Source organism: Cytobacillus sp. FSL M8-0252, assembly GCF_038007345.1.
Classification (GTDB): Bacteria; Bacillota; Bacilli; order Bacillales; family Cytobacillaceae; genus Cytobacillus; species Cytobacillus kochii.
This window is the reverse complement of record NZ_JBBOWZ010000001.1, coordinates 1,444,631-1,470,074: the sequence shown is the minus strand read 5'-3', so window position 1 is coordinate 1,470,074 and position 25,444 is coordinate 1,444,631. Positions and strand designations below refer to the sequence as shown.

Here is a 25,444-nt window from a genome sequence, read left to right as displayed (position 1 = left end):
ATTTATGTCAAAAAACGCACAATCTAATTTTGCTTACAAATTGTTAACCTATTTTGATATAATAAGTAGTAATACACTATTAGGGGGAACTATAGATAATGAAGAAAATTTTTGCAGCTATACTTACTGCAGCACTTGTCTTTTCACCAGTAGGAACAACAATCTTCCAAGACCAGGTTTCAACTGTTGAGGCGAAATCTTATAAATCAGGTAAAAAAGGTGTAAACTTTAATAAAAGCACGACAAACAATAATAACCAATCGAACGTTCAAAATAATCAGCAACAAAAAAACAACACAGCAACAAATCAACAACAAAAGAATAATGGTGGTTTCTTTTCTGGCGGATTAATGAAAGGACTTATGTTAGGTGGACTAGCGGGATTATTATTTGGTGGCCTGTTTGGAAATATGGGTATGTTAGGTAGTATTCTTGGTTTACTTGTCAATGTTTTAGCTATCGTCTTTGTCATTATGATTATTCGTAAAATCTTTACGATGATTAAAGATAAAAAGAAAAAACAGGAACCAAATCCATGGAACAATTAATTATTCCTGAACAAGATATTGTCAATGCATTATGTGTGTACATTTCTCGTAAAAAACAAGTGAAGCTAGAAGAAGTCGAAATTGAGCTCATGTATGATGACGATTATGGTTTCTCTGCCGAATCTCATGTTGGCGGCCGCAAGCAAGTCTTGATTACAGCGAATATGATCGAAGCATTAAGATTATGGTTAGATGAATTTCTTAATCGCGATCCATATGCAGGTATAAACCTCGTACTCGACGATGAACAAGGAATTATCGCTGTTGTACAATAAACAAGTTTTGTAAAAAGAGCATCCGTAAAGGATGCTCTTTTATTATTGGTATATAAGTTAAATCACCTTTGTTTGTTTAGTGATTACTTCTTTTTCTTTTGCTGGTTTTTTTGACCAGTACGTAGCTAAAATAGGACCCGATATATTATGCCAAACAGCGCCTAAAGCACTTGGAATAGCGGCAACTGGACCAAAGTGAGCAGTTGCTAACGAAACACCTAACCCTGAGTTTTGCATGCCCACCTCAATAGCAATCGCTCTTCTCGTACCTTCATCCATTTTGAAAAGTACGCCAGCCATGTATCCTAATAGTAAACCTGCTGCATTATGGAGCATCACCGCAATAAAGACAGAAAGCCCAGAAGAAGCAATTTTCTCAGCATTCCCTCCTACAACAGCGGTAACGATAATAATGATTGCTGTAACAGAAATAAGTGGAACAACGTTTATACTTTTTTCTACGATAACCGGGAATATTCTCTTCACTACTAAACCAAGTATAATAGGAACGATAATTACTTGAACAATTGATACAAACATACTCCACGCATCAACGGGCATCCATTGACCTGCTAGAGCTAAAAGTATGAGCGGTGTAGCTATTGGTGCAATCAAAGTGGATAACGATGTCATTGTTATCGATAAGGGTACATTTCCTTTTGCTAAATACACCATGACATTAGATGCTGTACCACCCGGGACTGACCCTAATAATACTAATCCCGCTGCTAATTCTGCCGGTAATTGCATAAGGTAGGCAATAGCGAAAGCTGTCAAAGGCATTATTGTAAATTGTGCTACAAAGCCCAGTAAAACTGGGAGTGGGTGAGAAAATACTAATTTAAAGTCTACCGGTTTTAATGTTAAACCCATACCGAACATGACTACGCCAAGTAACAAGGTGATATATCCACCGAAGACTACGAATAACGGTGGATAGAGATAAGCCACAACTGCAGCAATAATAACAAGAAAAGCAAAATACTTTCCTGCGAGATTACTAACGGTTTCCAGAATCTTCAATTAACTCTCCCCCTCCGAATTAAAAGGAATAACCTTATTTGGGTTTAAGATGTGATTTGGATCTAAGACATTCTTAATGTTCCTCATCACTTCTAATGCCTTCCCATGCTCTTGTTCTTGATATTTCATCTTTCCTACCCCAACACCATGTTCGCCAGTACAAGTGCCACCCTTTTCTAAAGCATACAAGACAAGTTGTTCATTGAAATGTTTAGCTTTGTTTACTTCTTCTTCATTATTCAAATCAATCATCACAAGCGAATGGAAGTTTCCGTCTCCTACATGTCCCGTCAGGCCACCAATTAAATTAATCTCATCTAGGCATTTTCTTGCATAAGTAACGGCACCCGCTAATTCTGAGATCGGTACACATACGTCTGTTACCATCATTTTCTTTCCTGGATAACCGTGTACATAAGCGTAGGCTAAATTATGTCTTGCATCCCATAAAAGGTTACGAGCAGCCGTATCTGTTTCAAATGTTATATCTTGACAATGGAAATCAGCTACAATTTCTCTCATGAATTCTACATCTTGTTGAAGCCCTGCTTCATTACCATGAAATTCTAAAAATAGCGTTGGCTTAATCTCGTAATTAGTCTCACTAAAAAGATTCACTTGATTAATTGAAGCTTCATCTACCAATTCAACTCTGCCAATCGGAATGCCAGCTTGTAGGATACCAACTACAGCACCAACTGCATCATCAATTGTAGGAAAGGTTGCTCTACCAGCCATTTGGAATTCTGGAATACCGTACACTTTTAACGTCAACTCAGTAAAGCAGCCTAAAGTCCCTTCTGACCCGACAAATAGTCCATTTAAATGATAGCCAGAAGAAGATTTGGCGGCTAAACTACCGGTATGTATGATCTCCCCATTAGCTAAAACCACTTCTAAATCTAGTACTTGATCTCTCATTACACCATATTTAACTGAAGTGGTTCCACTTGCATTGGTTGCTGCCATCCCGCCTAATGTAGCATCAGCACCTGGGTCAACAGGGAAAAACAAACCGTATTTTTTTAACTCTTTATTTAGTTGCGAACGTGTCACACCAGGTTGAACTTTTACTAAAAAGTCTTCTTCCTTAACTTCTATAATTCTATTCATTTCAGTAAAATTCATCGTTATTCCCTTTTTGTAAGGAATGACATGTCCCTCTAAACTCGACCCAACCCCGAAAGGAATAATGGGCGTTTGGAATTCTCCCGCCTTTTGTATAATTTGACTTACTTCACTAGCATTTTTGGGATAAACAACAATATCAGGATGACTACCTTTATGATAGGATTCATCTTTACTATGTAAGTCAAGAATGGTTTCATTAATAGATACTTGTTCATCTGTTAAAAAACTCAATAAAGCGCTTACTAATTCTTGATTATTCGTTTGACTGCCCTCTGTTGTTTTCATTGTTTAGTCTCTCTCCTTACAAATCAAAATTGCACAGACCAATTATTGAATTTTGAGAAAATTGGTCTAACATGTTCTCATTGTACAAGAAAATTCAAAAAAATCAATAATTAAAAATTTAAAATTGCTGCATTTTCCCTTTTTTTGTATGATGATATGAAAGGGAGTGGAAATCATGTCGCAAAAGAAAAAAATACATATGATTATTACAGAACAATTAGAAGGATATATTATCAATCAACAACTATCATCAGGAGATCGCCTCCCCCCTGAAAGAGTACTTGCAACTCTCTTTTCCTCTAGCAGAACATCAATTAGAGAAGCATTGAAAATTTTAGAAATGAAAGGTGTCTTAGAGATTCGGCAAGGTAGTGGAACATACATTAGATCAGTTGATTGTTTAACTTCTGAAGCACCTATCCTTTCTGCTAATCCAAAGACAAATATATATGAAATGTTAGATTTACGAAAAGTTTTAGAAGTGGAGTGTGCTGGTTTGGCATCATCTAGAGCGACATCAACAGATATAGCCAATATCCGCCATTCGCTTTTAGCGATGGAAACGGCATCCACGCCCGAAGACGGCATCCACGCGGATTTTCAATTTCACTTACATATCGTTTATGCGTCACACCATTCTATATTTATCAAACTCATGACTAACCTTACTGAACATATGAAAAATACTATAAAAGTAACGAGGTCAAACCGGTTTGCAGAAGACAATAAACGGGAAAAATCTACTATGGAAGAGCACCGTGATATTTATTTAGCAATTGCATCAGGAAATGGGAATGAAGCGCGGCAATTAATGAGTAACCATATTAATAGGGTAAGAAAAGAATTAAGCGAATCAATGCTTTTCAATGAACAAGCAGAATCCTACTTATAAATAATAAAGTCGGCTAAAATAAACCTACTTGATGTTTGGAGGAATAATAATGAAAACTATTTATGACTTTGAAGTAAAAAAAACAAATGGTCATACAGAACAGTTAAAAGATTTTGCAGGAAAAGTAATCCTAATCGTTAATACTGCCAGTAAGTGCGGCCTTACTCCTCAGTTTGAAGGATTGCAAGAGCTATATGAAAAATATAAAGATAAAGGCTTTGTCATCCTTGGTTTTCCATGTGCTCAATTTAACAACCAGGAATTCGCTAATATCGATGAAACAACAGAGTTTTGTCAAGTGAATTATGGTGTCTCCTTTCCAATGTTTGCAAAGATAGATGTAAACGGTGATAACACAGAACCACTGTTTTCTTATTTAAAAGAAGAGAAGAAAGGTGTACTTTCAAAGAATATTAAATGGAATTTCACCAAGTTTCTTATTGACCGGAATGGGGAAGTATACGACAGATACGCACCAACAACCGAACCGGAAAAATTAACGAGTGACATTGAAAAATTGCTCTAAAATTAACATAAGGAATCCCCTATTAAATATAGGAGTTTCCTTATGTTCTATTTTCTATGATCAAAAAAAGGCCCCCATTCGGAACCTTTTATTATATCAGTTTATTTTTTCTTTTTAGATAATCTACCGAGTAAGAATGCACCAGCAGCAACGCCAAGAATAGTATTTGTCTTTTTATTAAATACTTGTTTTGCAACGAGATTGATGTTTTGTGGTCTTTCTGCGAGACGTCGCATGTAATAACCGTACCAGTCATCACCAAACGGAATATATGTGGTAAAGTTGTAGCCTTCTTTCGCAAGCTCTAATTGCATTTCTTTCCTGAATCCATATAACATCTGGAATTCAAATTGATCATTTGGAATATCATGTTCCTTTACAAATTTCTTCACATGATTAATTACATGATGATCATGTGTTGCAATCGACGTGAATTTACCATGTAACAAATGATATTCTATTAGTTTAATATAGTTGCTATCAATCTCTTCCTTCGCAGTATACGCAACTTCAGCTGGTTCTTTATATGCACCTTTTACAATACGCAAACGATAATTTTTATATTTTTCTATATCTTCTATTGCTCTATAAAAATAGGCCTGGATAACAGTCCCTATATTATCATAACTTTTTGATAATTCATCCAATAAATCAAATGAAGGTTGTAAACGGCCATGATCCTCCATATCAAAATTGATAAAGATGCCATATTCATGAGCCTTACTTACTATTTCTTTTAAGTTCTCCAAACAAAAGGAGTAATCAATGTCTAAACCTAATTGAGATGGTTTTAACGAAATATGAGCATCGACTTCATGCTCATGAATCGCTTCAACAACTGCTAAGATTTGTTCTTTTGCTGCAGTCGCATCCTCTTTTTGATTAACAAATTCCCCTAGATTATCGACTGTACATGCGATACCATGGGCATTTAATTCTTTAATCTTAACAATCGCTTCTTCAATATTTGTACCCGCAACGACACTTTGAGCACCCAGTTTTAAACCATATTTTTTTGCTGCACTATTTAAAAATTGATTTTGAGATAAGCCTATAAATAGATCTTTCAGCATAGCGATTACTCCTTGTCTATTAATTTTTACATGGTCATTATATCATAAATTAGCAATAAAAATTATTTTGCGAATAATTATTTTTTTCCTATATTTAAGAAGAAACAATGATTTCTTTCTTTAAAATAACTGTACCACTAAAAGAAAGGAAACAAACCAAAAAATTATATTTAAAAAATAAATAAAGGCGGAAAAGAAGATAAAAATATGTCCATTTCTAATAGTTGTATTTATGTATGATAATTGCGTGGGACGAAATCTAGGGAAGCGCATTGACGAAAATCATAACAAACAACCGAATGAAGAAAAATGATCAATTCCATAAAAAAAACGAACAAACACTATTCCCTAGTATTTGTTCGGATTCTCATTTCGCATATTCCCTTGTTCCTCAGTAACCTTATAAATCAGAGATAATAATATATGTTGCATTTATGGGTCCATGTACACCGACGACTAAGTTCATTTCAATATCAGCAGAATTACTTGGTCCAGTTATAAAGTTAATACAACTAGGAATTACTTCTGTTTCTTTTATTTTTTCCCGGATATAGGCAGCTGCTTGTGTCATTCTCGGTACGATAGAACTTCTAGGTACAAGTATAATTGATTTTTCCGGTAAGAAGCTGACTGTCCTGCCTTTGTGTTTATCACTAAATAATACGACAGTTCCCGATTCTGCAAGGGTAATCTCGCTAATCGTTAATCCGATGTTTGCTTTTTCAGCTATTGCTATATTTTCTACTTCAACTTCATGATTCCATTCATAGTACGCTACCCCTTGCTTATGCAATTCATCAAGCTTGGCTGTTACTCCCCATGCTTTTAATCTACTATCACGCCAAGTTACGATGGATTCACCGCCGTAATCTGACACTCGGTCTTCTAATGTTTGCGGCAAGTTTGATAGATTTGTTTCAATCAAGTCCGTGTGAATTAATTTGCATTGGTTCTTTAAGACCGAAATTAATTCGGACTGCGATGCCCCCTTTAACACCCGCTTTTGTGGGGCATATTTCCACTCGGGTTTTTCTATCTTCTTCCTCACTTCTTCTTTTCCTAATCGTGCTGCAATTTTCTTAAGAAATATATCTCTATTTTCAATCGCCATGATTCTTTTCCTCCTTGCCCCTTTGTTTAAACCAGTCACGGAATCTTTCCTTTTGCGGAGCAGGAAAATCACGGATTTCCGTCCACGCCTTTAATGGACCGACACCTTTTGTTAGCTTTGTCCCATCAGAAAATGGCCCAACAGCCTTTGAGGCAAATTTCCCACCCATTTTATATAAAGCAGGAGAAGCTGCTCCAAGACCAAAAGCTTTCATCGCTAACTTTTCAGAAATGGGGGCTTTTCCTTCTTTTTCAACAATGACTTGCCTATGTTTATGAAGAAGGTCATGCAATGGTATTTTCACCGGACAAACCTCAGTACACGCCCCGCACAATGTGGAAGCATAAGGAAGTTCTTTATATTCTTCATAACCACCGAGTAATGGAGAAAGTACTGCACCAACTGGACCTGAGTAGATAGAACCGTATGAATGTCCGCCTACATGACGGTAAACGGGACATACATTTACACAAGCGGCACAACGTATACATTGGAGGATCGATTGGAATTCTCCACCTAAAATATTTGAACGACCATTATCAACAATAACTAAATGAAACTCTTCTGGGCCATCCACTGCTCCCTCTTCTTTTGGGCCACTTAAAACGGTAACATAACTTGGTAATTTCTGTCCGACTGCACTACGAGAAAGCATTCCTACTAATACTTCTAATTCTGTAAACGATGGCACAAGTCTCTCCATTCCCATAACAGTTATTTGTGTATCGGGCAAAGAAGTTGATAAGTCGGCATTTCCTTCATTCGTTACGAGGCAGATTGAACCTGTTTCAGCGACGGCAAAATTACATCCAGTTATACCTATATCTGCTGTTAAATATTCATTTCTTAGCATTTTCCTAGCATGTTGTGTTAATTCCTCCGGTCTATCTGTCCCCTGGTAACCTAATTTCCTGGTAAACACATCTCTTACTTGTTCTTTATTTTTGTGTAGTGCTGGAGCAACAATATGTGATGGAAGGTCATGATCATCGATTTGCAAAATATATTCACCTAGATCTGTTTCAATGACCTCACACCCAACCGATTCCAAATGATGATTGAGATCGATTTCTTCTGTCACCATTGACTTCGACTTTACTACTTTCTTAGCATTTTTCTTCTTAATTACACCTTTAATGTAATCATTAGCCTCTTCTGGTGTTTGCGCGAAAAAAACATGTCCACCTAACTTTTCTACATTTTCACTTAGTTGAAACAGATAATAATCTAGATTTTCTAATACATGTTGTCTAATTTCTTCCCCATGTGCTCGCCATTCTTCCCAATCGCCTAATTCATTTGCTGCATCCTGTCTACGCACTTCCAAGCGATCTTGCGCCCCTGAAACCGCCCCTCTCATAAAGCGATTTTCTAAACCAGACGCTACTCGATCAGTAAATTGCTCATTTCCAATCCTCATTGGCATATCAATCACCCTATCTTTCTGTTCTACTATTTAATACTTCAGCAATATGCATCACTTTCACTGGTTCGCCCACTCTATCAATTCGACCGCCAATATTCATTAAACAGCCACCGTCAGCGCCAATTAAAAGCTCTGCTCCTGTTTCATTAATATGGGCTACTTTTTCATCTACCATTTGCTCTGAGATGGCCCCCATCTTTACAGAAAATGTTCCACCAAATCCACAGCATTGACTTTTATTTGGCAATTCTGTAAACTCTAATCCCTTTACATGTGATAATAATTTCATCGGCGCTTCTTTTACACCTAACAATCGTGTCATATGACAGGAAGTGTGATAAGTAGCTTTCGCCTGATAGCTTGCGCCTACATCCTCAACTTTTAACACATCAACGATAAACTCTGTTAATTCATACGTTTTTTTAGCTAATTTTTTCGCTTGTGGCCCCCAATGTGGATCGTCTTTAAATATATGCTCATATTCATGAAACATATAGGCACATGAACCAGATGGACAAACTACATATTCAGAATGACTAAAGGTTTCTATCATCCTTTTCATTGCATCCCTTGATTCTTTTACGTAACCACTATTGTAAGATGGTTGACCACAACATACTTGATTTTCAGGAAAATCCACCTCACAGCCAAGCCTTTCTAATAATTCTACAGTTGCTATCCCTGCTTTACTGTTAAACATATCGACTAAACAGGTAGCAAAAAGTGAAACCTTCATCTTAAAAACCCCCTTATCGCGCTAATAAATAATCAGATAACTACTATCTATCGTACCATTGTTTGTATATTTATTAAATTCTAAATATTAATACGTTCTATTCATAAGACGAATAAAAGATGTATCTTTTAAGGTAAAAAGAACGTTTCCAATGGTAAGCTAGATGAAGGAGCCATTGTAAAGGTGAAGAGAACGATGTATATCATTCATTACTTAGGAATGTACAAAATGAAGGGAGACCGGCAAAACCCATTTTTCTAAAGCTTTCATTTTGTACTTTCCAGTTGAGAAAGACAGAGATAATCCTGCAGTTACGTGGATTCTACGGGAAGCGTGCCAGCATTTCAGCTAGAGTGAGTGAGCCATACATTATCCTATTCACTTCTTATGAAATGCCTATATTTCACATTGTTGCTGAGGCCATTTTTCTAAATCTGTTGTTTGAAATTGCACTTTTCTCAAAATTTTTTTATACTCCACCAACATTTGTAGCATCTATTTCGTTATCTATATGAAGCTGAGAAGAAAAACTACTTTTCCATGGAATAAAGGTGATTGTATTGCAATCTATTTATATATCATTGCGGGATGATTTATATAAATTTGCTTCGTCTATTGCTTATGATGAGCATGAAGCACAGGATTTGATCCAACAAGCTTTAGAAAAGGCCATGCATTTAGATGATTTGTCTTCTTGGCCAAAATATAAGCAAAAAGCTTGGTTTTACCGTGTCATGAAAAATCAATTGATTGATCAGCGGAGAAAATTCAAACGAGAAATGAATATTGACCAAAATGAAGAAGTAATTTTACCTACCTTTATGAAAACCTCAATTGAAACGGTAGAGTTACTTAGTCAATTATCAGCTATTGAAAGTGATATCATTTTCAAAAAATACTGGATTGGTTTAAAAAGTGATGAAATTGCTATAAAGCTTGGTTTATCAGCTTCAACTGTTAGGTATCATTTAGCAAAAGCAATGAAAAAACTACGAAAGATCTTAGAGGAGGAACAATAATAATGGGAAAAAAATATAGTAATGTCGGGGTTTTAAATCTTATCCAAGCAACTGAGGAAAGCATTCAAGAAATAGAAAAGATTAATAATGTAGGGTTACTCGTCTATTCACAAAAGAATGCATACCTCGTGCCAAAATTAAATGTAAAAAATATTGGCCAAACCATTATGGTAGAGAAGAATGTGAAAATGGCTAACGGTGTCTACAAGGTTGATTCTGCTTATTTAAAAATTGTAGATGACAATGAAACGGTGTTTATCAATGGAGCAGTCATTGTGAATGTAGATGTCACACTAGAAGAACTTCTGCAAAAAAACATCACATTTATTGTCAACGGTATCATCTACTCTCCATCTCACTTGAACGGCGCTATTCAATCCAAATTATTAACAACAAATGGTACATTAGTCAGTTATGAAGGGCCAGAACCTAAATTAGAAAATGGAAACCTTCATTTAACAACAGGATATTTAGAAGGGTTACGTGAAGGCACAAATCTATTAGTAAACGGGATAATAACAATTGATGAGCATGTTGATTTAACATTATTGAAGGAAAAGATCGCGAGGTTAGATATTAACGGTACGATTCGTTATTATGATTTTCAACAACCTTTAATCTCAGGAAAATTAGGTATTAACGGTAACCAAAACATTATCCCAAAAGGCTATCAAGTACTCTCAACTCAAACCCATTTAAATAAACATAATATTAAGAGATATAAACAACAATCGATTTATACAACTAAACCTATATTTATTGATTCAACTATAACTAGAGAAGGATTGAATGAAGCATTCTCTTCTATTCATTCTTTATCTTATATCTTGTGCCCAGAAGGTACAGAAGATATTCTTTTTGAAAAATTAGCCAATCTCGAAAATGAAGTTTTTGTTTATGTTAAAAACTATATAGCAGTAAAAGAGGAGACATGGTTTTCGACTAACTTTAAGCAGTTAGATCCACAAACAACAATAATCATACAAGATCAACTAACAATAAATGACACGTTAACTCATGCAGATATTGACCATATCTCAGAAATTATTTTAGCAGGGGATATTTTAGTTGTAGATGAAACAACAAAAGTGATATTAAAGAAAAAGATCAGTCAATCTTTTAAAGGTGAAATACATGTTTTACAAGATCATGATGAGCAAATAGCAACTAATATTGGCGAACTTGTTTTATAAACCATGGATCATTATACTCTTGAAATAGCGAAAATCAAAATAGAAGAATTGCTGAGTACAGTGGAAACTCGCACTCGGCAGTTCCCTTCATCATGGCAACCACAAGAAGTTGCGCGTTCCATATGGGAAATCAGAGGATACAGTAGGTTATTTATCTCTTATTGTCTATCAATGATTGGTCAATGGTTTGATATGGTAGCAATTATGGTCCTATTTGGATATGTATGGCAAACGAGTTCTTTTCTACTTGCTTTCATACCCATTGCTTATGCTTTACCACAAGTTTTATTTTCTCAATTTTCTGGCATCTTTGTACAAAAGCGCAATAAAATTATCCTTATGGGATGTGCTGATTTAGTAACGGTTTTCTTTACAATTTTGCTATTCTTTGCAAACACTCCTTGGTTAGCACTCATTTTATTGGCACTTCGATCTTTTGTCGGTACTGTTCACTTTCCTGCTCAACAAGGTTTAGTTCATGAGCTCATTCCAGCTCATTTAAAACTAAAGGCCGTTTCTTGGAATGGAGGTGTGAATCAAGCAGCAAAAATCATTGCACCATTAATAGGTGGTGCATTACTCACCTTATTACCTGCAAAACATTTACTACTATTTAACGCATTCGCTTTTATGATTTCTGCTTGTTTATTATTTTCTTTAAGAAAAATCATACAAACAAAAGCAAAGTATACACAATCACCGCGTGAAACAGTTGACAATACATTTTTAAATCAATGGAAAAACAGTTGGAAAAGTTTATATCGTGCTCCAACTTTAATGATTGTCTTATCATTAAATATAGTAGGAATGTTCATTATCCAATTAGTTGATGCACAATTCCCTGCGCTATTTCAACTAGTTGCGCCAACAAAACCTGCATATATGACATTATTGATTGCAAGCATTGGATGCGGTTCAGTATTAACAATCTATATCATTAGTAAAAAAGAAAGGTTTGTGCGCTTAGAGAGATGGCTTAGTTTAGCCCTTCTTAGTCTTGGTTTAGGGTTTACTGGCCTTGGTTTTTTAGAAAAGGGCTTTTCCCTTAGCTATATTCTCCTCCTTGGTGTCTTGTGCGGAATAGGAACTGGCATTTCTATTATTATTACTAACTATTGTATACAAACAATTCCACAGGAAGACGAAGTGAGTTCCATTGCTGGTATTTATCAGTCATTAACAAGTTCGACGATTTTCATCTCTCCTCTTGGGGGAGCCTATCTTATTCACCTTTTTGGGATTCAAAATATATTCTTAGTAAGTGGCTTATCTCTTATTATTTTAACTTTTTTACCTTTTCTCATGAATAAAAAGACAGCTATTTACACATTTGTTAAAAGTAATAAAAGCTAGGTACAACTATGTGTACCTAGCTTTTACTTAAATAAATTTTGTTTGATTTTTACACAAATGGGTAAATAAGTAGGACAGAAATAAATAGGAGTGTTGATCATGTTAACAACAGCGGAACAACTTCTTTTTCTTCGTGATTTATACTATTTAAAAAAACTCCTACAAAAAACACCCAAACATCAAAGAAAGACAAAGGACCAAATAGCTGAGCAGATTCTATTGATAGAAAGTGTTGTACAGTTTAAGATAAAAAGTTAGACTGGATTGAACAACACTTCTGTCCTCATTTTTATAAAAAATTTAGCATACCTTTTCATTTACCCATTAAAGATTCTTTCTAATCATCACATATCTTGAGCAATTGAGGTTAAATTCTCTGCTGTAAACGCTACCTCTTCAAACCCTTTTCCTAAAAGATGGACTACGTTAACAATTCCATCGATTTCTTCCATAATCTTTTGATTCTGTTGCATCGTATCTTTCATTGTACCAACAATATATTCAAAATGTTCTTCTGTCGCCTTCATATGAGATTGACCGTTTTGGACTGTATTACTTACTTCTTGAAGTGATTCACTTAATTTATCGATTTGTCCATTTGTATTAGCGATTAATTGTGAGACATTTTCTACAGACGATCTTGTTTGATCCGAAAGTTTTCTCACTTCCTCTGCCACTACCGAAAACCCACGTCCATGTTCGCCTGCTCTAGCGGCCTCAATAGCAGCATTGAGGGATAATAAATTCGTCTGACTCGATATATCCGTTACAATTGTAGTAATTTCATGCATTTCATCCATTACATACAATAAACTTTTAACATCTTGTTTAATTTCTGCAACAGAGTCGACAATCGTCAACATTAATTCACCTTGTTCATTGATAAATTGCTTGCCGTTTTCAGCATACTCCTTCGCTTTTAGAGAAAAATCTTGCCCCTTCTCAGCATGCTCGACTACTTCTTCTGCTTGAGCAATTAATTCTTGGAAAGATGCGTTAGTTTCCTCAGAAATGGCTGCAAGGGTTTCTGTTTCTGTTGCTACATTTCCCCTTATTTCTTGTTTCTTATCTTCTTCTCTTGCTTTTAAAGTCTCTATTTCTGTATCATAAGCCTCTAAGACCAGCTGTTGTTCAAAGCTAAAAATTTTCGTTACGGCAGCAATTAGAAGACAGCAATCACGCGAAGTAAGTTCCATCTTTTCTACAAGCTGGATAATCGATAATAATAATCCTTGGAAAGCAGACATATACCATTTTGTTTGTAAGCCTATTTTCACATGTACATGGGCAATCCGTAACCGCTTCGCCACATACTCTTCATTTATTATACCGGCAAACATTTCTTCAATATGTACCCTCAATGTTCCTTTTAAACGCTCTACCGTACTATAATCTTCAATAATTTCAATAAGTGATTGCTCTTTGTAAATATTATCATAGAATTGATTAACTAATTGTTCACTGTGCGTTTGAATGATTGGCTGCATCTTGTTTATGAGACCTAAATCAGTTTCACTTAAATGAATTAATTCCATTTGTCGTGTGAACTTAGATGCGTCACCAAGGTCCAATACACCCTTTCCTTCTTCAACCTCTTCATTTAACTTTTTACTCGTTCTTTTTTTAAACAAACTCATGAATGCTTCCCCCGAATGATTTAATAGGTAAATTATACTATTAATATCGGTTGTTTTTGAAATAATTCCATATTCTTTCATAAATATAAATACCCATCAAATTCAACTTTCTATTCAAAGGTCCTTTTAAAACGAGAGAACATTTTCGATTGTAAAAAGCTCAAATAAGGTAGGAGGTAATTTGAAACAGTATAAAAATAATCACGAAACAGTTCAAATGTGAACTGTTCGTGATTGATTCGATACACTTAATCCATTTCATTATACATCGGTACTTTATACACCTAAATGGACTTTTAATAATTCATCATTATGCAATAGCTCAGCAGGAAGCCCTTGCCAAACGACTTCTCCCTTGTTTAAAATAATCACTTCATCTGCCACACAACAGGCTAAATCAATATTTTGTTCTACGATTAGCATGGATAATCCTGTTTTCTTGACATCTAAAATGATATTTTTAATTTGTTCAATAATAACAGGTGCAAGTCCTTCAGATGGCTCGTCCATTAACAAGAAATCTGGATTAAGTAAGAGCGCACGGCCAATGGCTAGCATTTGTTGTTGCCCACCTGATAATTCATTGCCCATATTCTCTTCACGTTCTTTTAATATCGGAAATAATTGATAAACTTCTTCAATTGTCCATTGTTTTTCACTAGATATACTTTTTCTTTCAGCTATTAACAAATTTTCTTTCACCGTTAAAGAGGGGAAAACCCGTCTCCCTTGAGGGACAAGACCAACACCAGCTTTAGAAATATGATTTGGTGTTCTACCAACAAGCTCTTTATCCTTAAACTGGATGGTGCCTTCCTTAGGAACAACTAGCCCAGCGATAGAATGAATCGTTGTTGTTTTGCCAGCACCATTTCTACCAAGAAGTGCAACACACTGACCCTTCTTCACCTGTAAATTAACACCGTGTAATATATGGCTATGACCATAATATGAATGTACTTCCTTTAGCTCAATCATGACTCAACGCTCCTCCACCAAAGTAAATTTCTTGGATCATTTGATTTCCTCGAATTTCTTCAGGGCTAGCCGTCATCATTGCTGTCCCATGGTGAAGGACAGTGATTTTATTAGCCAAACTAAACACAACTTCCATATCATGTTCAATAATAACCAAAGTAATATGATCAGGTATTTTTTTGATTAGTTTAACAAATCTACTTGTTTCTGTTGGCGACATTCCTGAGGTCGGTTCATCCAAGAGTATAATTTCCGGATTTGTACTCAATGATAAAATAATTTCTAATAAACGTTGTTCACCATAGGAAAGTTCTTTGACCAATACAGTACGGCGCTCTGTCATTTCCCACTCTTCTAGTAATCTATGACACTCTTCTGCTAAATCATTATAATTTTGCATAGGCTTAAACATATTGAGTCGATATTTCTTTTTCCCCATAATCGCTAAACGTACATTCTCTTCAACTGTTAATTCCTCAAAAAGATTATTCTTCTGAAAAGTTCTCCCCATCCCCTTCTCGGTTCTTTTAAAGGAAGGAATATGATCAATACGCTTGCCCGCTAAATAAACTTTTCCTGAAGATAATGGCAATGTACCATAAATACAATTAAATAAAGTTGTTTTACCAGCTCCATTGGGGCCTATAATCACATGACGTTCTCCCTTATTTACTTCGATATTGACACCTTTTAAGATATGCAATGCCTTAAATGATTTATTTAAGTCTTCAATTTTCAATAATGTCATCAGCTTGCTTGCTCCTTTCCTTTAACATGTTTATCTACAGGAGCATTCCGAGATGATTTAAATAACTTTAAGCCAAATGTCGCAACAAACTGGAGAAGATGCAATATCCCTCCTCTTTTTAGGAGAACAATTGCTATGAATAATAATCCTAAGATAAGCGGCCAGCGATCTGTCATCGTACTAATATAGTTTTGTAGGAAAACAAATGCCCCAGCACCTAATGCCGGACCAAAAATCGTACCCATACCACCAATAAAAACCATGATCATTACTTCTGCACCCATATGCACACTGAACAGTGCCGGAGAAACAAATTGTGTTTTATAAATGTATAAGCCTCCAGCTAAACCTGCCATACTACCGGCAATTAAATAAGCAAACATTTTATAAGTCTTCGGGTTATAGCCTAGAGCAATCATTCTGCCTTCATTCTCCATCATGCCTTTTAGCACTTTGCCTGCTGGGGCATTAACAAAAAGTTTCAAGAGAAAATAAGTAAGAACAAAGAAAAATCCCATCATGTAAAATAAACCGATATTAGAAGTAATCTCCCCAAAACCAAAATTAGCTGTCAAACTTGCACTATAGCCATCATTTCCACCCCAGAACTTCATTCTTGAAGTAATTAAAAATAAGACTTGAGTAAAAGCTAAGGTAATCATTAAGAAGAATACCCCTTTATTACGAATAGCAATATAACCTGTAACGAGTGAGAAACAAAGTGAAATTAGTATAGCTGCACCTAAAAGTAAATAGATATTTGCTGTATATTCACTCAAAATAGCAACGGTGTAAGCACCTAAACCGAATAGTGCACAATGTCCTAATGATGGCATTCCTCCAAAACCCATAATCAGACCCAAACTCATTGCAAAAATAGCGAAAACAAGAATTTCTGTTGATAAATACACCATAAATGGAGAAATGATGTGAGGCAGAATTAAAACAGTGATAAGCAAAAGAATAGTTGATAATAATGCTTTTTTCATGATTCCACCCTTCCGAATAAACCTGTTGGTTTAACCATTAAAATTGCAACCATTAATATGAAGATAAAAGCCATCGCAAACGTAGGCATATAAATTCTTCCGAAAATATCGACAAACCCAACAATCATTGAAGCAATAAAAGCACCTTTCCAACTGCCTAAACCACCAATAATGACGACAATCATTGAATTAACAAGAATCTCCCATTCCATCATCGGGTACATTCCAAGTATAGGTCCACTTAACACACCCCCGAAAGCAGCCAAAGCAGCACCAAAGATAAACACCCCTGAAAAAATGATTTTCACATTAAACCCAAGTGCTGATACCATTTCCATATCATCTACACCTGCTCGCACAATCAATCCTACTCTTGTCTTTGCCTCAAAATACCAAAGAACGAAAGCAAACAGAATTCCCATAGCAATGACAAATAGACGATAAGCAGGGAATGTCATTCCCACAAAATCTAGTGAATAGTCAAAGAGTGCTGGTACTGGGATAGAGAGAAAATTACCTCCCCAAATCCATAACGCTAAATCACCGAGTACAAAAACGAGACCAACAGTTAGCAACACCTGATCAGTTTCACTTCCATGCACTCTCGATATAAGTAATTTTTCAATAATTAGAGCAAAAATGGAAATCACAATGACTGCCAAAACCATCGATAACCAAAAATTCATTCCGCTCCTAGAAAACGAATAAGCAACATATCCTGCGAGTATAAAAAAAGATCCATGGGCAAGGTTCATAATCTTCATTAAACCAAAGATAATGGAGAGACCTGCAGCCATTAAAAATAACAACATGGCATACGCCAATCCTGAAACGGTGTTAGCAATAAAAAATTCCACTTGTTCGACTCCCTTCAGAATAAATAACTACGAAGAAATAACTTCCTCTGTATATTTTTTGGAAAAGGCATTGATGGAGTATCATGCCTTTCCCCTTACAACTCTTTTACAGGTAAAGAGTCCCTCTTAAATCTTATTTTGCTTTCTCGTATCCAGGATCTTCTGCCGGCATTTGCACTTTTTCATACGTACGAACGAGTTCAAAGACGATTTCTCCATCTTTCTCGGCACCTTTTAAAATATAGTGATTTTGGATTGGGTGATTCGTTTTTGGATCTAACTCAATTGGTCCACGAGGGCTATCAAATGACAAACCAGCTTTTAAAGTTTCAATAATATCGCCAACTTCTGTACTACCAGCTTTTTGAATTGATTCTGACATCACTTTGGCCGTATCATAGCCGTTAATAACATAGTTGTCGGGCACTTTATCATACTTCTTGGTATAATCATCAACGAACTTTTTGTTTAACTCATTTTCTAAACCCACATGATAATGAGACAGTGTATAACCATTAACTACTGCATCACCAACTGCTTCAACTGTTGATGGGGCATTCAAAACAGAACCACCATCGACAAGAGCGTAATTCTTAGCTAATCCAAATTCCTTAAATTGTTGCACAAATCTCGGACCGTCCGCACCTGGTATAAACATAAATACAGCATCAGCATCATGCTGTTTAATTTGATTAATATAAGAAGAAAAGTCACTAGTACCCGAAGGTGCCCAAAGAATATCTAACACTTCTCCCCCATGCTCTTTAAAATTCGCAGAAAAGTCAGTCGCCTGTTCATGTCCAGCCACATAGTCAGAAGCAATAACGACTGCTTTTTTACCAATATTTTCAGCCATATCAACCCCTAATGTGCCTGCATAATTGAGAGAGGAAAAACCAATTCGCCAAACATAATCACTTTTGTCTCCCCATGATAAGCTATTACCTGAACCGACTACATTAATAATTGGGACACGCTTATCTTTTTCAGCAGCTTCTGTGAGTGCATATGAAATACTACCAATTGTACCTCCTCCAAGGAAATCCACTTCCTGATTCAGAGTTAGTTGTTGATAGTTCTTCAAGGCTTTTTGAGGATCTCCAGCATCATCCTCGAAAAATAATTCCACCGGTCTATCACCAATTTTGTAATCATTCTCTTCGAAGAAAAGCTCTACCCCTTCTTTCACCCCTTCACCCATAAAAGCAAAATTGCCTGTTAAAGGCCTAGTGACAGGGTTCCTGCTGTAGACCGCAAAGTAAAATTGAAGAAATAATAAAACTCGCCCTATTTTTTTATTTCTTCAATCTTTCTTCTGTTGACTGCCCTATATAAGGAACCTTGAGATATTCCAGTTGCTGAGATTATCTCCTTTATAGAATATTCTTCACTATCATACATCCGTAGCGCAACAGCAAGCTTTTCTTTATCCAACTTGGGTCTACCTAATGTTTTCCCACGTCTTTTACTTGCTTCAAGTCCTTCCTTTACCCTTTCAGCAATAAGGTTCCTCTCTAATTCAGCAATGACACACATCATTTGAAACATGGCTTTACCTGTAGAGGTTCTTGTATCCATATTTTCTTTTAAAGAAATGAATTGAACCCCCATCTCTTCTAACTGTTGAATAATGTTGAGGATATCCAATGTTTTACGTCCTAAACGGGAGATGCTCTCCACTACAACTGTATCGCCTTTACGGATAACATCAAAAAGTTGATGAAGTCCCTTTCGATCTTTAACTGTACCAGTAAATTTCTCCTTAACTATTTTTTCACAACCATATTCATTAAGCATACCAATTTGCCGATCTAAGTTTTGGTCAATTGTAGACACCCGAGCATAACCATAATCATTTGTAACCTCCAATAAAATTGTATATTTTTATTTTACTAGAGGGCCACTTATTGTAAAGGTATTTGGTAATACTTTTGGTAATTATTTTTGGTAACTGTTAATCTTAATAAAATCAAAGGACATTAGGGCGATGGGCGTACATTACAAAAACACTACATTTAGAAAATCATCATACTTCTCAACGGCATCCTCATAAACACAATCATACGCATAATTTGTTGCGGCAAGGCTTGCTTGTTCAACTCCGATAGAAGCCTGTTGATTTACTAGAAACACATCTGCGATATTGATAACAAGAATGAGCATTAGGCCTAGGATGAAAGTTAACCAAATGACATAAAAAGATGCATTGCCTCTTTCATTTTTCAATCTACTCATTGAAATTGCCTACCTACAGTTTTTACTTCAATTGGGAGCGAAGCCTTTTCTTTCCACAAATCTGGGACAAAAAGGAACATTTTGAGTATTTTTAATAATCAAACTAAATTAATGCAACACTAGTGATTTTTTATAAATAATCAAAAAAATTAGAACCGGTGAAGAGACCTCCATCGGCTTTTTATTCAATTGTTCAGTTAAATAAATCGGAACTTCTATAAACTGGAAGTGTCATAAGCTTCTTGCATAATTTCTAGGTAACGTTTTAGATTTAATTGTTCAAATCCTTTCACGTATGAATCCCATTCTTTATCTAAATCTTTTGTGCCTGTTATAAACTGAAGTGAATTCTGCTCAATATAATCCACAATATTTGTCTGAATCATAGCAGCTTCATCTGCTACAGCCGGGTCAATCCAAATGGCCCAATGCGGGAAAACCTCAGAAGGCTCTTTCCCTTCATATAAATGTGTTGCTTCCTGCAATCTGCGCTCATACCCTTCTGCTGTATAAATATCAGTTGCTTGGACTAGCCCATCTCTATGTTCTCTTGAATGATAAAATTGCACCATTGATGTCCAATTATCATTACGTGGTTCTTCACCTTCTTCAAGCTGAATTTGTGCAAGTATAGGTTCAGCACTTTCCTCAATCGCTACTTCTCCCTCTTTAGGTTCCCTCCAGCTTACATCCTTTTCACCATAGAAACTGCGAATTAGCCCTTCCTCTGTAAACATATAGTCTACTAGCTTAATAGCAGCAATCTGTGCTTCTTCACTTGCCTTATTTGTAATTACAAAGGCACCTCCAGGAGAACTCGGAAAGTTATAAGTCGAATATTCGGAATTTGGCCCTTTAAGTGGAGCCAATGCATCGTAATCTTTAGAATATTCTTCATTAGCTAGACTTTTGGGTTCAGCCACATACATTCAAAAATTAAATATCTCTTTAAAACATATATCAACTACCCTAAAATCGGTGAAAACTCACCAGTAATCGTCTGATACCCATTATTCTTATCATACTCTTGTTTGCGTTCCAACCCGAATTTCTCCAAGATTGGTAAATCATTTGTTGAGAATAAATAACTATCACTTGAAGCAACGTGCTCGTGTAATGCCCAGTTTGGTACAACAAAGAAATCTCCTTTCGACCAATCAAATCGAACACCATTAATAATTGTATAGCCTTCACCTTCATGAACGTGATAAATAGAAGCATGTGTATGTCGGTGTGCTTTTCCTCTAAATCCAGCAGGAAGCTTTTGCATCCAAGCTGCAATAGTAGGACAAGCTGTGTCTCCATTTGAAGGATTAATATACTCAACTGCATAGCCATCATACGGATCTGGCTCATATCGGCTTAAGCCGTTGATTGCTGTCTCTGTTCCTTGCCATTTATAAGAGCCAAGAGGAGCTTTTTTCGAATAGCGATCGGAAATTGGACGAACCATTCCACCTTGGTAGCGTTGTGAACTATAGTTATCTGGAAGACTAGGCTGCTCGATACGATCTGGGTATGGTTCAAAGAATGTTCCACCAAGATAGTAGATTGTTGGAATATCAAGACAGTCCATCCAGATCATTGGTTTATCACCTTCATGTCCGTGACCGTGCCAAAGGCCGTTTGGTGTTGTTAAGAAGTCTCCTCTTTCCATGAAAATTCTTTCACCTTGAACAATGGAGTATGCCCCTTCACCTTCCATGACAAAACGAAGCGCATTTTGCACATGTCGATGAGATGGTGCTGTTTCACCAGGTTGGATTAATTGAACAGCTGCGTATAATGTTTGAGTCGTTGATGCCCAGCCCCATGGCTTTCTGTAATTTAGACCTGGATTTTGTAAGTAAATCGCTCTTCTTTCTCCCCCACGATCTGGAGTGAAAATTTGTGTAGCTTCCTGTAGCTTTTTCATTAATAATTCACTTTTCCATAAGTATGCCTGTGCATGTGGTTCAGGTGTATGCTTCATTAAATCCGGAATCGCATTCCATAAAGGACCAAGATGGTATTGTTCAATATCTCTATTAAAATCCTGAACAATCGTACTGTTAAAAAACTCATTTTTTTCAGCCATGTTTTTCTCCTCCTATTCCTGATTAAACTTTGATAAATTGCGCTGAATTTGATGATAGTGCTTTTCAACATGCTCTACGATCAAATGATTCACAATAAACTCAACAGGTTTTCCATCAAAGCGCGGGTTACGGCTTGGAGCAATTATTTTTAAATCTTCACTTGAAAGGGCTTGAAGCGTTTTTTCTACCTCAGCTGGAATAGAAGCAAGTTGATCTAGTACATCCGCAATCTGCAAACTGGTCACATTTTCTTCTGACACTGTTTTCAGTCTTGTTTCATCCGTTAATCCTCGACCCCATGTTTGATCGGGGTGGTGTTTTATCTGTTGAATCTCCCTCACCCAATATGGAATGGCTTCGGCAACATGAATAATAATTTGCATAATAGACCATTCTTCCGTAGATGGATTCCATCTACTTTCCTTCTCTGAAATTCCCTTAACAAGGTTAATGATGTTATCAATAGAGTTCTGTACTGATTCAATAGAGCTCGCTTGTAATGTTTTGGTCATGATACGGGCACCTCCATTGTTTGTTTCACTTTATTTTCAAGGACTCCAACCTGATCGACCTCAATACGAACAATGTCTCCATCTTTTAAAAACACCTGTGGATTTCGTGCCACACCTACTCCTCCGGGTGTACCAGTTAAAATGATATCACCGGGCTCAAGCGTCATGATATTGGACAAAAATTCAACAAGATACGGAACCGAGAAAACAAGATTGGCAGTATTAGATCGTTGGCGTTCTTCTCCATTCACCGTTAAAACAATTTCTAAACCAGATGGATCGGTCAATTCGTCTGTTGTTATTAACCAAGGACCCATTGGAGCGCTTCCATCAACTGCCTTTCCTTGAAGCCACTGTAATGTTCGACGTTGTAAATCACGATACGTAACATCATTCACAATCGTATATCCTGCAACATATTTAAGAGCCTCATCTTGTGAAACATTGCGTGCACGTTGTCCAATAACAAAGGCAAATTCTGCTTCATAATCTAACTGCTCTGAAATGGGATGAAACGGAATATCATCCTGCGGTCCAACGACTGTATTGGCAAATTTGGCGAAAACAACCGGATGTGGAGGTAATTCTCGTTTCATTTCTAAAATATGCTCACTATAATTATGGCCAACGCAAATCATTTTGCCAGGAGCAGGGACAGGTGCCTCTATTTTTACATCAGAAACGGAAAATAGAAGCCTACGTCCCTTTACTTCAACATTACTTCTTGCATAGGCAATTGCCTTTTTTGCTTCCTCAATGCTTTCTGATCCACCTTGTAGAAATTCCGTCATTTCTCCTGGAACAAATGCTTCAGCAATTTTTTCAGCACGTAGCTTCCCTTCTGACTCAAGTAACGAACAATAGGCAGCGTTTAAATCAATTACATTTTCATTCTCGATTGCTCCTAAACGTGTTATCCCATCTTTCGTAAACATCACTAGTTTCAATTTCATTCCCTCCAAATCATAAAATTGTTTTACTTTTGCTCATATTATATCGAGTTGAATATTGAGGTCACATTCTACCGTTCTTCTATATGGAACAATTAAGAAAAAAATCAATAAAATAAAGCTGAGCATGTCATACTCAGCTTTTGAAACGATTTTTTAATTTTCGCACCCTTACTAATTCCGTCATTTTCTCTCCTGATCGAACGACTTCTTCAACTAATCGATGACTTTTCAGCTTACTTTTTATCCGATTTGCTGGTCCAACAATATTAATGGATGCTAGCACATTGCCCTTCTCATTAAAGATTGGTGCTGCAATCGCCATCACATGTTCCTGTAATTCTTGGTCACATATAGCATATTTTTCTGCTTTAATACTATCTATCTTTTCATATAATCTCTTATGGGAGGTTATTGTGTGGTTTGTAAAGGATTCCAACGTTTCCGGCAAAAGTTGGTGTCTTTCATCCTGCTCCTGAAAGGCTAAAATAGCTTGACCAATACTTGTTGCATGAATAGGTTGTCTTTTCCCAATATGGGTAAATAGTGAAGTTGGGTTATCACACTCAACCTTTTGAAGGTAAATCATATGTTGATCCTCAAGAATTCCAAGATGTGAGGTTTCACCGGTTCTTTCTGTTAACATATTTAAAACAGGAACGGATTCATTTAAAATTGGTAGCTGTGAACTCACAAGATTCGTTAATGTTAAGACAGAGGTTCCTAAGCTGTAACGATTTGTACGGGGATTTTTATAAACAAAGCCTTCACTCGCCATAGACGCAAGCAGCCTGTGAACGGTACTTTTGCTTAACCCTAAATGTTTCGCAACATCTGTTACACCTTGTTCAGGGTGATCTATTGTAAAGCTTTTCAGAATACTCAAAGCATTTGCTAGAGATGAGTCTCTTTTCACCTTCAATACACTCACTCCATTCTTTTAAACTCTTACATTTTATTCTTATCTATCAATTCACTAAAGGCATAACAATTCCTTTGTTAAATAGAGGAAACTTACTTCTTTTAGTATAATAGAAGAAGAATTTGTTAGAAAGAGGTGAAATGGAGCTCAATGAATAATGATCCCCCTGCAAAAGCCATCTTATCTTCTGTTAAGAATGCAATGAGAATATTACGTTTGTTCAAAAAAGGGCAGGAAGAATTAAGTGTCACAGAGATTACGAGACTCATTGGTTTGCCTAAAAGCACCACACATCGATTAGTTTCGGGGCTGGTTGATGAAGGATTTCTATCTAAAAATCCAAAAACAAATCACTATCGTTTAGGACTAACTCTTCTGACATTAGGTGGTGTTGTATTTAGTCATAGAGATCTCTATCTTGAAGCACAACCTATTGTAGACAACCTTGTAGATGAGTTAGGAGAAACCGCTCATATATGTCTTCTCGAGGATCATGAAGTTGTTTATTTGTTTCGAAAAGAATGTGATCGACCTGAAAGACTTTTAACATATATGGGGAGGAAAAATCCTATCCATTGTACAAGTGAAGGATTAGCTATTATGGCGTTTCAAAAACAAAAGAGGATCAACAGCTTTTTAAAGAATACTTTTTACTCTTACACTGAGTTCACACTAACAGATCCAAAGGAATTAAGAGATGAAATGAGTAAAATCCGAAAAAAAGGCTTTGCCATTACACCCGACCATTTTTACAAAGGGTTTGTCGGGATCGCTGCCCCTATCTATGATTATACAGAAAACGTAGTTGCTTCTGTCTCAATTATTAGTTCAACATCACGAATAACAGAGGAAAGGTATCCACTATTCATTGCTAAAATAAAAGCAGCAGGCAGGCAGATTTCTGAAATGCTGGGATACTTTAAATAAACCATCCAGCAACAGAACAC

28 protein-coding genes are annotated in these 25,444 nt (G+C 36.2%); 9 read left to right on the top strand and 19 right to left on the bottom strand.

From position 1 onward, the window contains the following. Nucleotides 1-98 precede the first annotated feature (98 nt). Together MKX83_RS07600 and MKX83_RS07595 are read left to right on the top strand one after the other, a co-directional pair. A complete protein-coding gene (locus MKX83_RS07600) occupies nt 99-548 on the top strand; it encodes a hypothetical protein (protein WP_095370049.1) in 450 nt (149 codons plus the stop codon). After that, nucleotides 536-823, top strand: coding sequence for a YxcD family protein (locus MKX83_RS07595; RefSeq protein ID WP_224935623.1), 288 nt, complete (start codon nt 536-538; stop codon nt 821-823). The genes MKX83_RS07600 and MKX83_RS07595 overlap by 13 nt, the downstream gene beginning before the upstream one ends. A 57-nt stretch (nt 824-880) precedes the next feature. Here MKX83_RS07595 and MKX83_RS07590 read toward each other — a convergent pair whose 3' ends face one another. Both MKX83_RS07590 and MKX83_RS07585 read right to left on the bottom strand, forming a co-directional pair. Further along, nucleotides 881-1,846: a bile acid:sodium symporter family protein gene (locus tag MKX83_RS07590; RefSeq protein WP_307318035.1), complete on the bottom strand. Its 966-nt coding sequence runs from the start codon at nt 1,844-1,846 to the stop codon at nt 881-883. Then, entirely contained in the window at nt 1,847-3,262 is a 1,416-nt protein-coding gene (locus MKX83_RS07585) for an FAD-binding oxidoreductase (RefSeq protein WP_341054902.1), read from the bottom strand. It lies immediately after the preceding gene. A gap of 175 nt (nt 3,263-3,437) precedes the next feature. Between MKX83_RS07585 and MKX83_RS07580 the strand changes: the two genes are divergently transcribed. Together MKX83_RS07580 and MKX83_RS07575 are read left to right on the top strand one after the other, a co-directional pair. Further along, the gene (locus MKX83_RS07580) at nt 3,438-4,154 is read left to right on the top strand and encodes a FadR/GntR family transcriptional regulator (protein WP_233435279.1); all 717 of its coding nucleotides are present in this window, start codon (nt 3,438-3,440) and stop codon (nt 4,152-4,154) included. Between the two features lie 49 nt (nt 4,155-4,203). Beyond that, nucleotides 4,204-4,680, top strand: a complete 477-nt coding sequence (locus MKX83_RS07575; RefSeq protein ID WP_307318038.1) for a glutathione peroxidase — start codon at nt 4,204-4,206, stop codon at nt 4,678-4,680. Nucleotides 4,681-4,781: 101 nt separating this feature from the next. Here the strand turns inward: MKX83_RS07575 and MKX83_RS07570 are convergent, their stop codons facing one another. From MKX83_RS07570 to MKX83_RS07555, 4 genes are all read right to left on the bottom strand, one after another. Next, nucleotides 4,782-5,753 (bottom strand): proline dehydrogenase family protein, encoded by a 972-nt coding sequence (locus MKX83_RS07570; protein WP_095370054.1) that lies wholly within the window; start codon nt 5,751-5,753, stop codon nt 4,782-4,784. Nucleotides 5,754-6,153: 400 nt separating this feature from the next. Next, on the bottom strand, nt 6,154-6,864 hold the full coding sequence (locus tag MKX83_RS07565) for a LutC/YkgG family protein (protein WP_307318039.1): 711 nt from the start codon (nt 6,862-6,864) through the stop codon (nt 6,154-6,156). Then, nucleotides 6,854-8,290 (bottom strand): LutB/LldF family L-lactate oxidation iron-sulfur protein, encoded by a 1,437-nt coding sequence (locus MKX83_RS07560; protein WP_095370056.1) that lies wholly within the window; start codon nt 8,288-8,290, stop codon nt 6,854-6,856. Before MKX83_RS07560 ends, MKX83_RS07565 begins: the two co-directional genes overlap by 11 nt. A 10-nt stretch (nt 8,291-8,300) precedes the next feature. Then, a complete protein-coding gene (locus tag MKX83_RS07555) occupies nt 8,301-9,026 on the bottom strand; it encodes a (Fe-S)-binding protein (RefSeq protein WP_341054900.1) in 726 nt (241 codons plus the stop codon). A gap of 551 nt (nt 9,027-9,577) precedes the next feature. Here MKX83_RS07555 and MKX83_RS07550 point away from each other — a divergent pair. The 4 genes from MKX83_RS07550 (at nt 9,578) to MKX83_RS07535 (ending at nt 12,849) form a co-directional block, all read left to right on the top strand. Continuing rightward, nucleotides 9,578-10,045 (top strand): RNA polymerase sigma factor, encoded by a 468-nt coding sequence (locus tag MKX83_RS07550; RefSeq protein ID WP_233435280.1) that lies wholly within the window; start codon nt 9,578-9,580, stop codon nt 10,043-10,045. Nucleotides 10,046-10,047: 2 nt separating this feature from the next. Continuing rightward, nucleotides 10,048-11,238: a hypothetical protein gene (locus MKX83_RS07545; protein ID WP_341054897.1), complete on the top strand. Its 1,191-nt coding sequence runs from the start codon at nt 10,048-10,050 to the stop codon at nt 11,236-11,238. Nucleotides 11,239-11,241: 3 nt separating this feature from the next. Next, a complete protein-coding gene (locus MKX83_RS07540; protein ID WP_341054893.1) occupies nt 11,242-12,591 on the top strand; it encodes an MFS transporter in 1,350 nt (449 codons plus the stop codon). A gap of 99 nt (nt 12,592-12,690) precedes the next feature. After that, the gene (locus tag MKX83_RS07535) at nt 12,691-12,849 is read left to right on the top strand and encodes a hypothetical protein (protein WP_157733759.1); all 159 of its coding nucleotides are present in this window, start codon (nt 12,691-12,693) and stop codon (nt 12,847-12,849) included. 86 nt (nt 12,850-12,935) lie between these two features. Here the strand turns inward: MKX83_RS07535 and MKX83_RS07530 are convergent, their stop codons facing one another. From MKX83_RS07530 to MKX83_RS07470, 13 genes are all read right to left on the bottom strand, one after another. Next, complete coding sequence (locus tag MKX83_RS07530) at nt 12,936-14,228, bottom strand: globin-coupled sensor protein (protein WP_095373500.1); 1,293 nt, start codon at nt 14,226-14,228, stop codon at nt 12,936-12,938. A 276-nt stretch (nt 14,229-14,504) separates the two neighbouring features. Continuing rightward, nucleotides 14,505-15,206, bottom strand: a complete 702-nt coding sequence (locus MKX83_RS07525; RefSeq protein WP_095370060.1) for an ABC transporter ATP-binding protein — start codon at nt 15,204-15,206, stop codon at nt 14,505-14,507. After that, complete coding sequence (locus MKX83_RS07520) at nt 15,199-15,954, bottom strand: ABC transporter ATP-binding protein (RefSeq protein WP_095370061.1); 756 nt, start codon at nt 15,952-15,954, stop codon at nt 15,199-15,201. The genes MKX83_RS07525 and MKX83_RS07520 overlap by 8 nt, the downstream gene beginning before the upstream one ends. Continuing rightward, nucleotides 15,954-16,943 (bottom strand): branched-chain amino acid ABC transporter permease, encoded by a 990-nt coding sequence (locus tag MKX83_RS07515; protein ID WP_322910052.1) that lies wholly within the window; start codon nt 16,941-16,943, stop codon nt 15,954-15,956. The genes MKX83_RS07520 and MKX83_RS07515 overlap by 1 nt, the downstream gene beginning before the upstream one ends. After that, nucleotides 16,940-17,800: a branched-chain amino acid ABC transporter permease gene (locus MKX83_RS07510; protein WP_341054890.1), complete on the bottom strand. Its 861-nt coding sequence runs from the start codon at nt 17,798-17,800 to the stop codon at nt 16,940-16,942. Before MKX83_RS07510 ends, MKX83_RS07515 begins: the two co-directional genes overlap by 4 nt. Before the next feature lie 133 nt (nt 17,801-17,933). Next, the gene (locus MKX83_RS07505) at nt 17,934-19,091 is read right to left on the bottom strand and encodes an ABC transporter substrate-binding protein (protein ID WP_341058597.1); all 1,158 of its coding nucleotides are present in this window, start codon (nt 19,089-19,091) and stop codon (nt 17,934-17,936) included. Continuing rightward, the gene (locus MKX83_RS07500; protein WP_341054888.1) at nt 19,088-19,669 is read right to left on the bottom strand and encodes a recombinase family protein; all 582 of its coding nucleotides are present in this window, start codon (nt 19,667-19,669) and stop codon (nt 19,088-19,090) included. Before MKX83_RS07500 ends, MKX83_RS07505 begins: the two co-directional genes overlap by 4 nt. Nucleotides 19,670-19,798: 129 nt before the next feature. Beyond that, a complete protein-coding gene (locus MKX83_RS07495) occupies nt 19,799-20,035 on the bottom strand; it encodes a pilus assembly protein TadG-related protein (RefSeq protein ID WP_341054886.1) in 237 nt (78 codons plus the stop codon). 215 nt (nt 20,036-20,250) lie between these two features. Beyond that, complete coding sequence (locus tag MKX83_RS07490; RefSeq protein ID WP_341054884.1) at nt 20,251-20,964, bottom strand: hypothetical protein; 714 nt, start codon at nt 20,962-20,964, stop codon at nt 20,251-20,253. Nucleotides 20,965-20,999: 35 nt separating this feature from the next. Continuing rightward, nucleotides 21,000-22,112, bottom strand: coding sequence for a cupin domain-containing protein (locus MKX83_RS07485; protein ID WP_341054882.1), 1,113 nt, complete (start codon nt 22,110-22,112; stop codon nt 21,000-21,002). A 12-nt stretch (nt 22,113-22,124) separates the two neighbouring features. Beyond that, the gene (locus MKX83_RS07480; RefSeq protein WP_341054880.1) at nt 22,125-22,625 is read right to left on the bottom strand and encodes a DinB family protein; all 501 of its coding nucleotides are present in this window, start codon (nt 22,623-22,625) and stop codon (nt 22,125-22,127) included. Then, a complete protein-coding gene (locus MKX83_RS07475; RefSeq protein ID WP_341054876.1) occupies nt 22,622-23,572 on the bottom strand; it encodes a fumarylacetoacetate hydrolase family protein in 951 nt (316 codons plus the stop codon). The genes MKX83_RS07480 and MKX83_RS07475 overlap by 4 nt, the downstream gene beginning before the upstream one ends. 139 nt (nt 23,573-23,711) lie before the next feature. After that, nucleotides 23,712-24,491, bottom strand: a complete 780-nt coding sequence (locus MKX83_RS07470) for an IclR family transcriptional regulator (RefSeq protein WP_341058595.1) — start codon at nt 24,489-24,491, stop codon at nt 23,712-23,714. Nucleotides 24,492-24,647: 156 nt separating this feature from the next. On the opposite strand from MKX83_RS07470, the gene MKX83_RS07465 reads away from it, so the two are divergent. Continuing rightward, complete coding sequence (locus tag MKX83_RS07465; protein ID WP_341054874.1) at nt 24,648-25,424, top strand: IclR family transcriptional regulator; 777 nt, start codon at nt 24,648-24,650, stop codon at nt 25,422-25,424. Nucleotides 25,425-25,444: the final 20 nt, after the last annotated feature.

Bases quoted from the DNA above. Each gene is read 5' to 3' on its own strand.
- MKX83_RS07520 (WP_095370061.1), bottom strand. From the start codon at position 15,954: ATGACATTATTGAAAATTGAAGACTTAAATAAATCATTTAAGGCATTG.
- MKX83_RS07515 (WP_322910052.1), bottom strand. From the start codon at position 16,943: ATGAAAAAAGCATTATTATCAACTATTCTTTTGCTTATCACTGTTTTA.
- MKX83_RS07580 (WP_233435279.1), top strand. From the start codon at position 3,438: ATGTCGCAAAAGAAAAAAATACATATGATTATTACAGAACAATTAGAA.
- MKX83_RS07570 (WP_095370054.1), bottom strand. From the start codon at position 5,753: ATGCTGAAAGATCTATTTATAGGCTTATCTCAAAATCAATTTTTAAAT.
- MKX83_RS07565 (WP_307318039.1), bottom strand. From the start codon at position 6,864: ATGGCGATTGAAAATAGAGATATATTTCTTAAGAAAATTGCAGCACGA.
- MKX83_RS07555 (WP_341054900.1), bottom strand. From the start codon at position 9,026: ATGAAGGTTTCACTTTTTGCTACCTGTTTAGTCGATATGTTTAACAGT.
- MKX83_RS07530 (WP_095373500.1), bottom strand. From the start codon at position 14,228: ATGAGTTTGTTTAAAAAAAGAACGAGTAAAAAGTTAAATGAAGAGGTT.
- MKX83_RS07490 (WP_341054884.1), bottom strand. From the start codon at position 20,964: ATGTATGTGGCTGAACCCAAAAGTCTAGCTAATGAAGAATATTCTAAA.
- MKX83_RS07560 (WP_095370056.1), bottom strand. From the start codon at position 8,290: ATGCCAATGAGGATTGGAAATGAGCAATTTACTGATCGAGTAGCGTCT.
- MKX83_RS07600 (WP_095370049.1), top strand. From the start codon at position 99: ATGAAGAAAATTTTTGCAGCTATACTTACTGCAGCACTTGTCTTTTCA.
- MKX83_RS07585 (WP_341054902.1), bottom strand. From the start codon at position 3,262: ATGAAAACAACAGAGGGCAGTCAAACGAATAATCAAGAATTAGTAAGC.
- MKX83_RS07480 (WP_341054880.1), bottom strand. From the start codon at position 22,625: ATGACCAAAACATTACAAGCGAGCTCTATTGAATCAGTACAGAACTCT.
- MKX83_RS07465 (WP_341054874.1), top strand. From the start codon at position 24,648: ATGAATAATGATCCCCCTGCAAAAGCCATCTTATCTTCTGTTAAGAAT.
- MKX83_RS07545 (WP_341054897.1), top strand. From the start codon at position 10,048: ATGGGAAAAAAATATAGTAATGTCGGGGTTTTAAATCTTATCCAAGCA.
- MKX83_RS07540 (WP_341054893.1), top strand. From the start codon at position 11,242: ATGGATCATTATACTCTTGAAATAGCGAAAATCAAAATAGAAGAATTG.
- MKX83_RS07525 (WP_095370060.1), bottom strand. From the start codon at position 15,206: ATGATTGAGCTAAAGGAAGTACATTCATATTATGGTCATAGCCATATA.
- MKX83_RS07595 (WP_224935623.1), top strand. From the start codon at position 536: ATGGAACAATTAATTATTCCTGAACAAGATATTGTCAATGCATTATGT.
- MKX83_RS07495 (WP_341054886.1), bottom strand. From the start codon at position 20,035: ATGAGTAGATTGAAAAATGAAAGAGGCAATGCATCTTTTTATGTCATT.
- MKX83_RS07485 (WP_341054882.1), bottom strand. From the start codon at position 22,112: ATGGCTGAAAAAAATGAGTTTTTTAACAGTACGATTGTTCAGGATTTT.
- MKX83_RS07575 (WP_307318038.1), top strand. From the start codon at position 4,204: ATGAAAACTATTTATGACTTTGAAGTAAAAAAAACAAATGGTCATACA.
- MKX83_RS07535 (WP_157733759.1), top strand. From the start codon at position 12,691: ATGTTAACAACAGCGGAACAACTTCTTTTTCTTCGTGATTTATACTAT.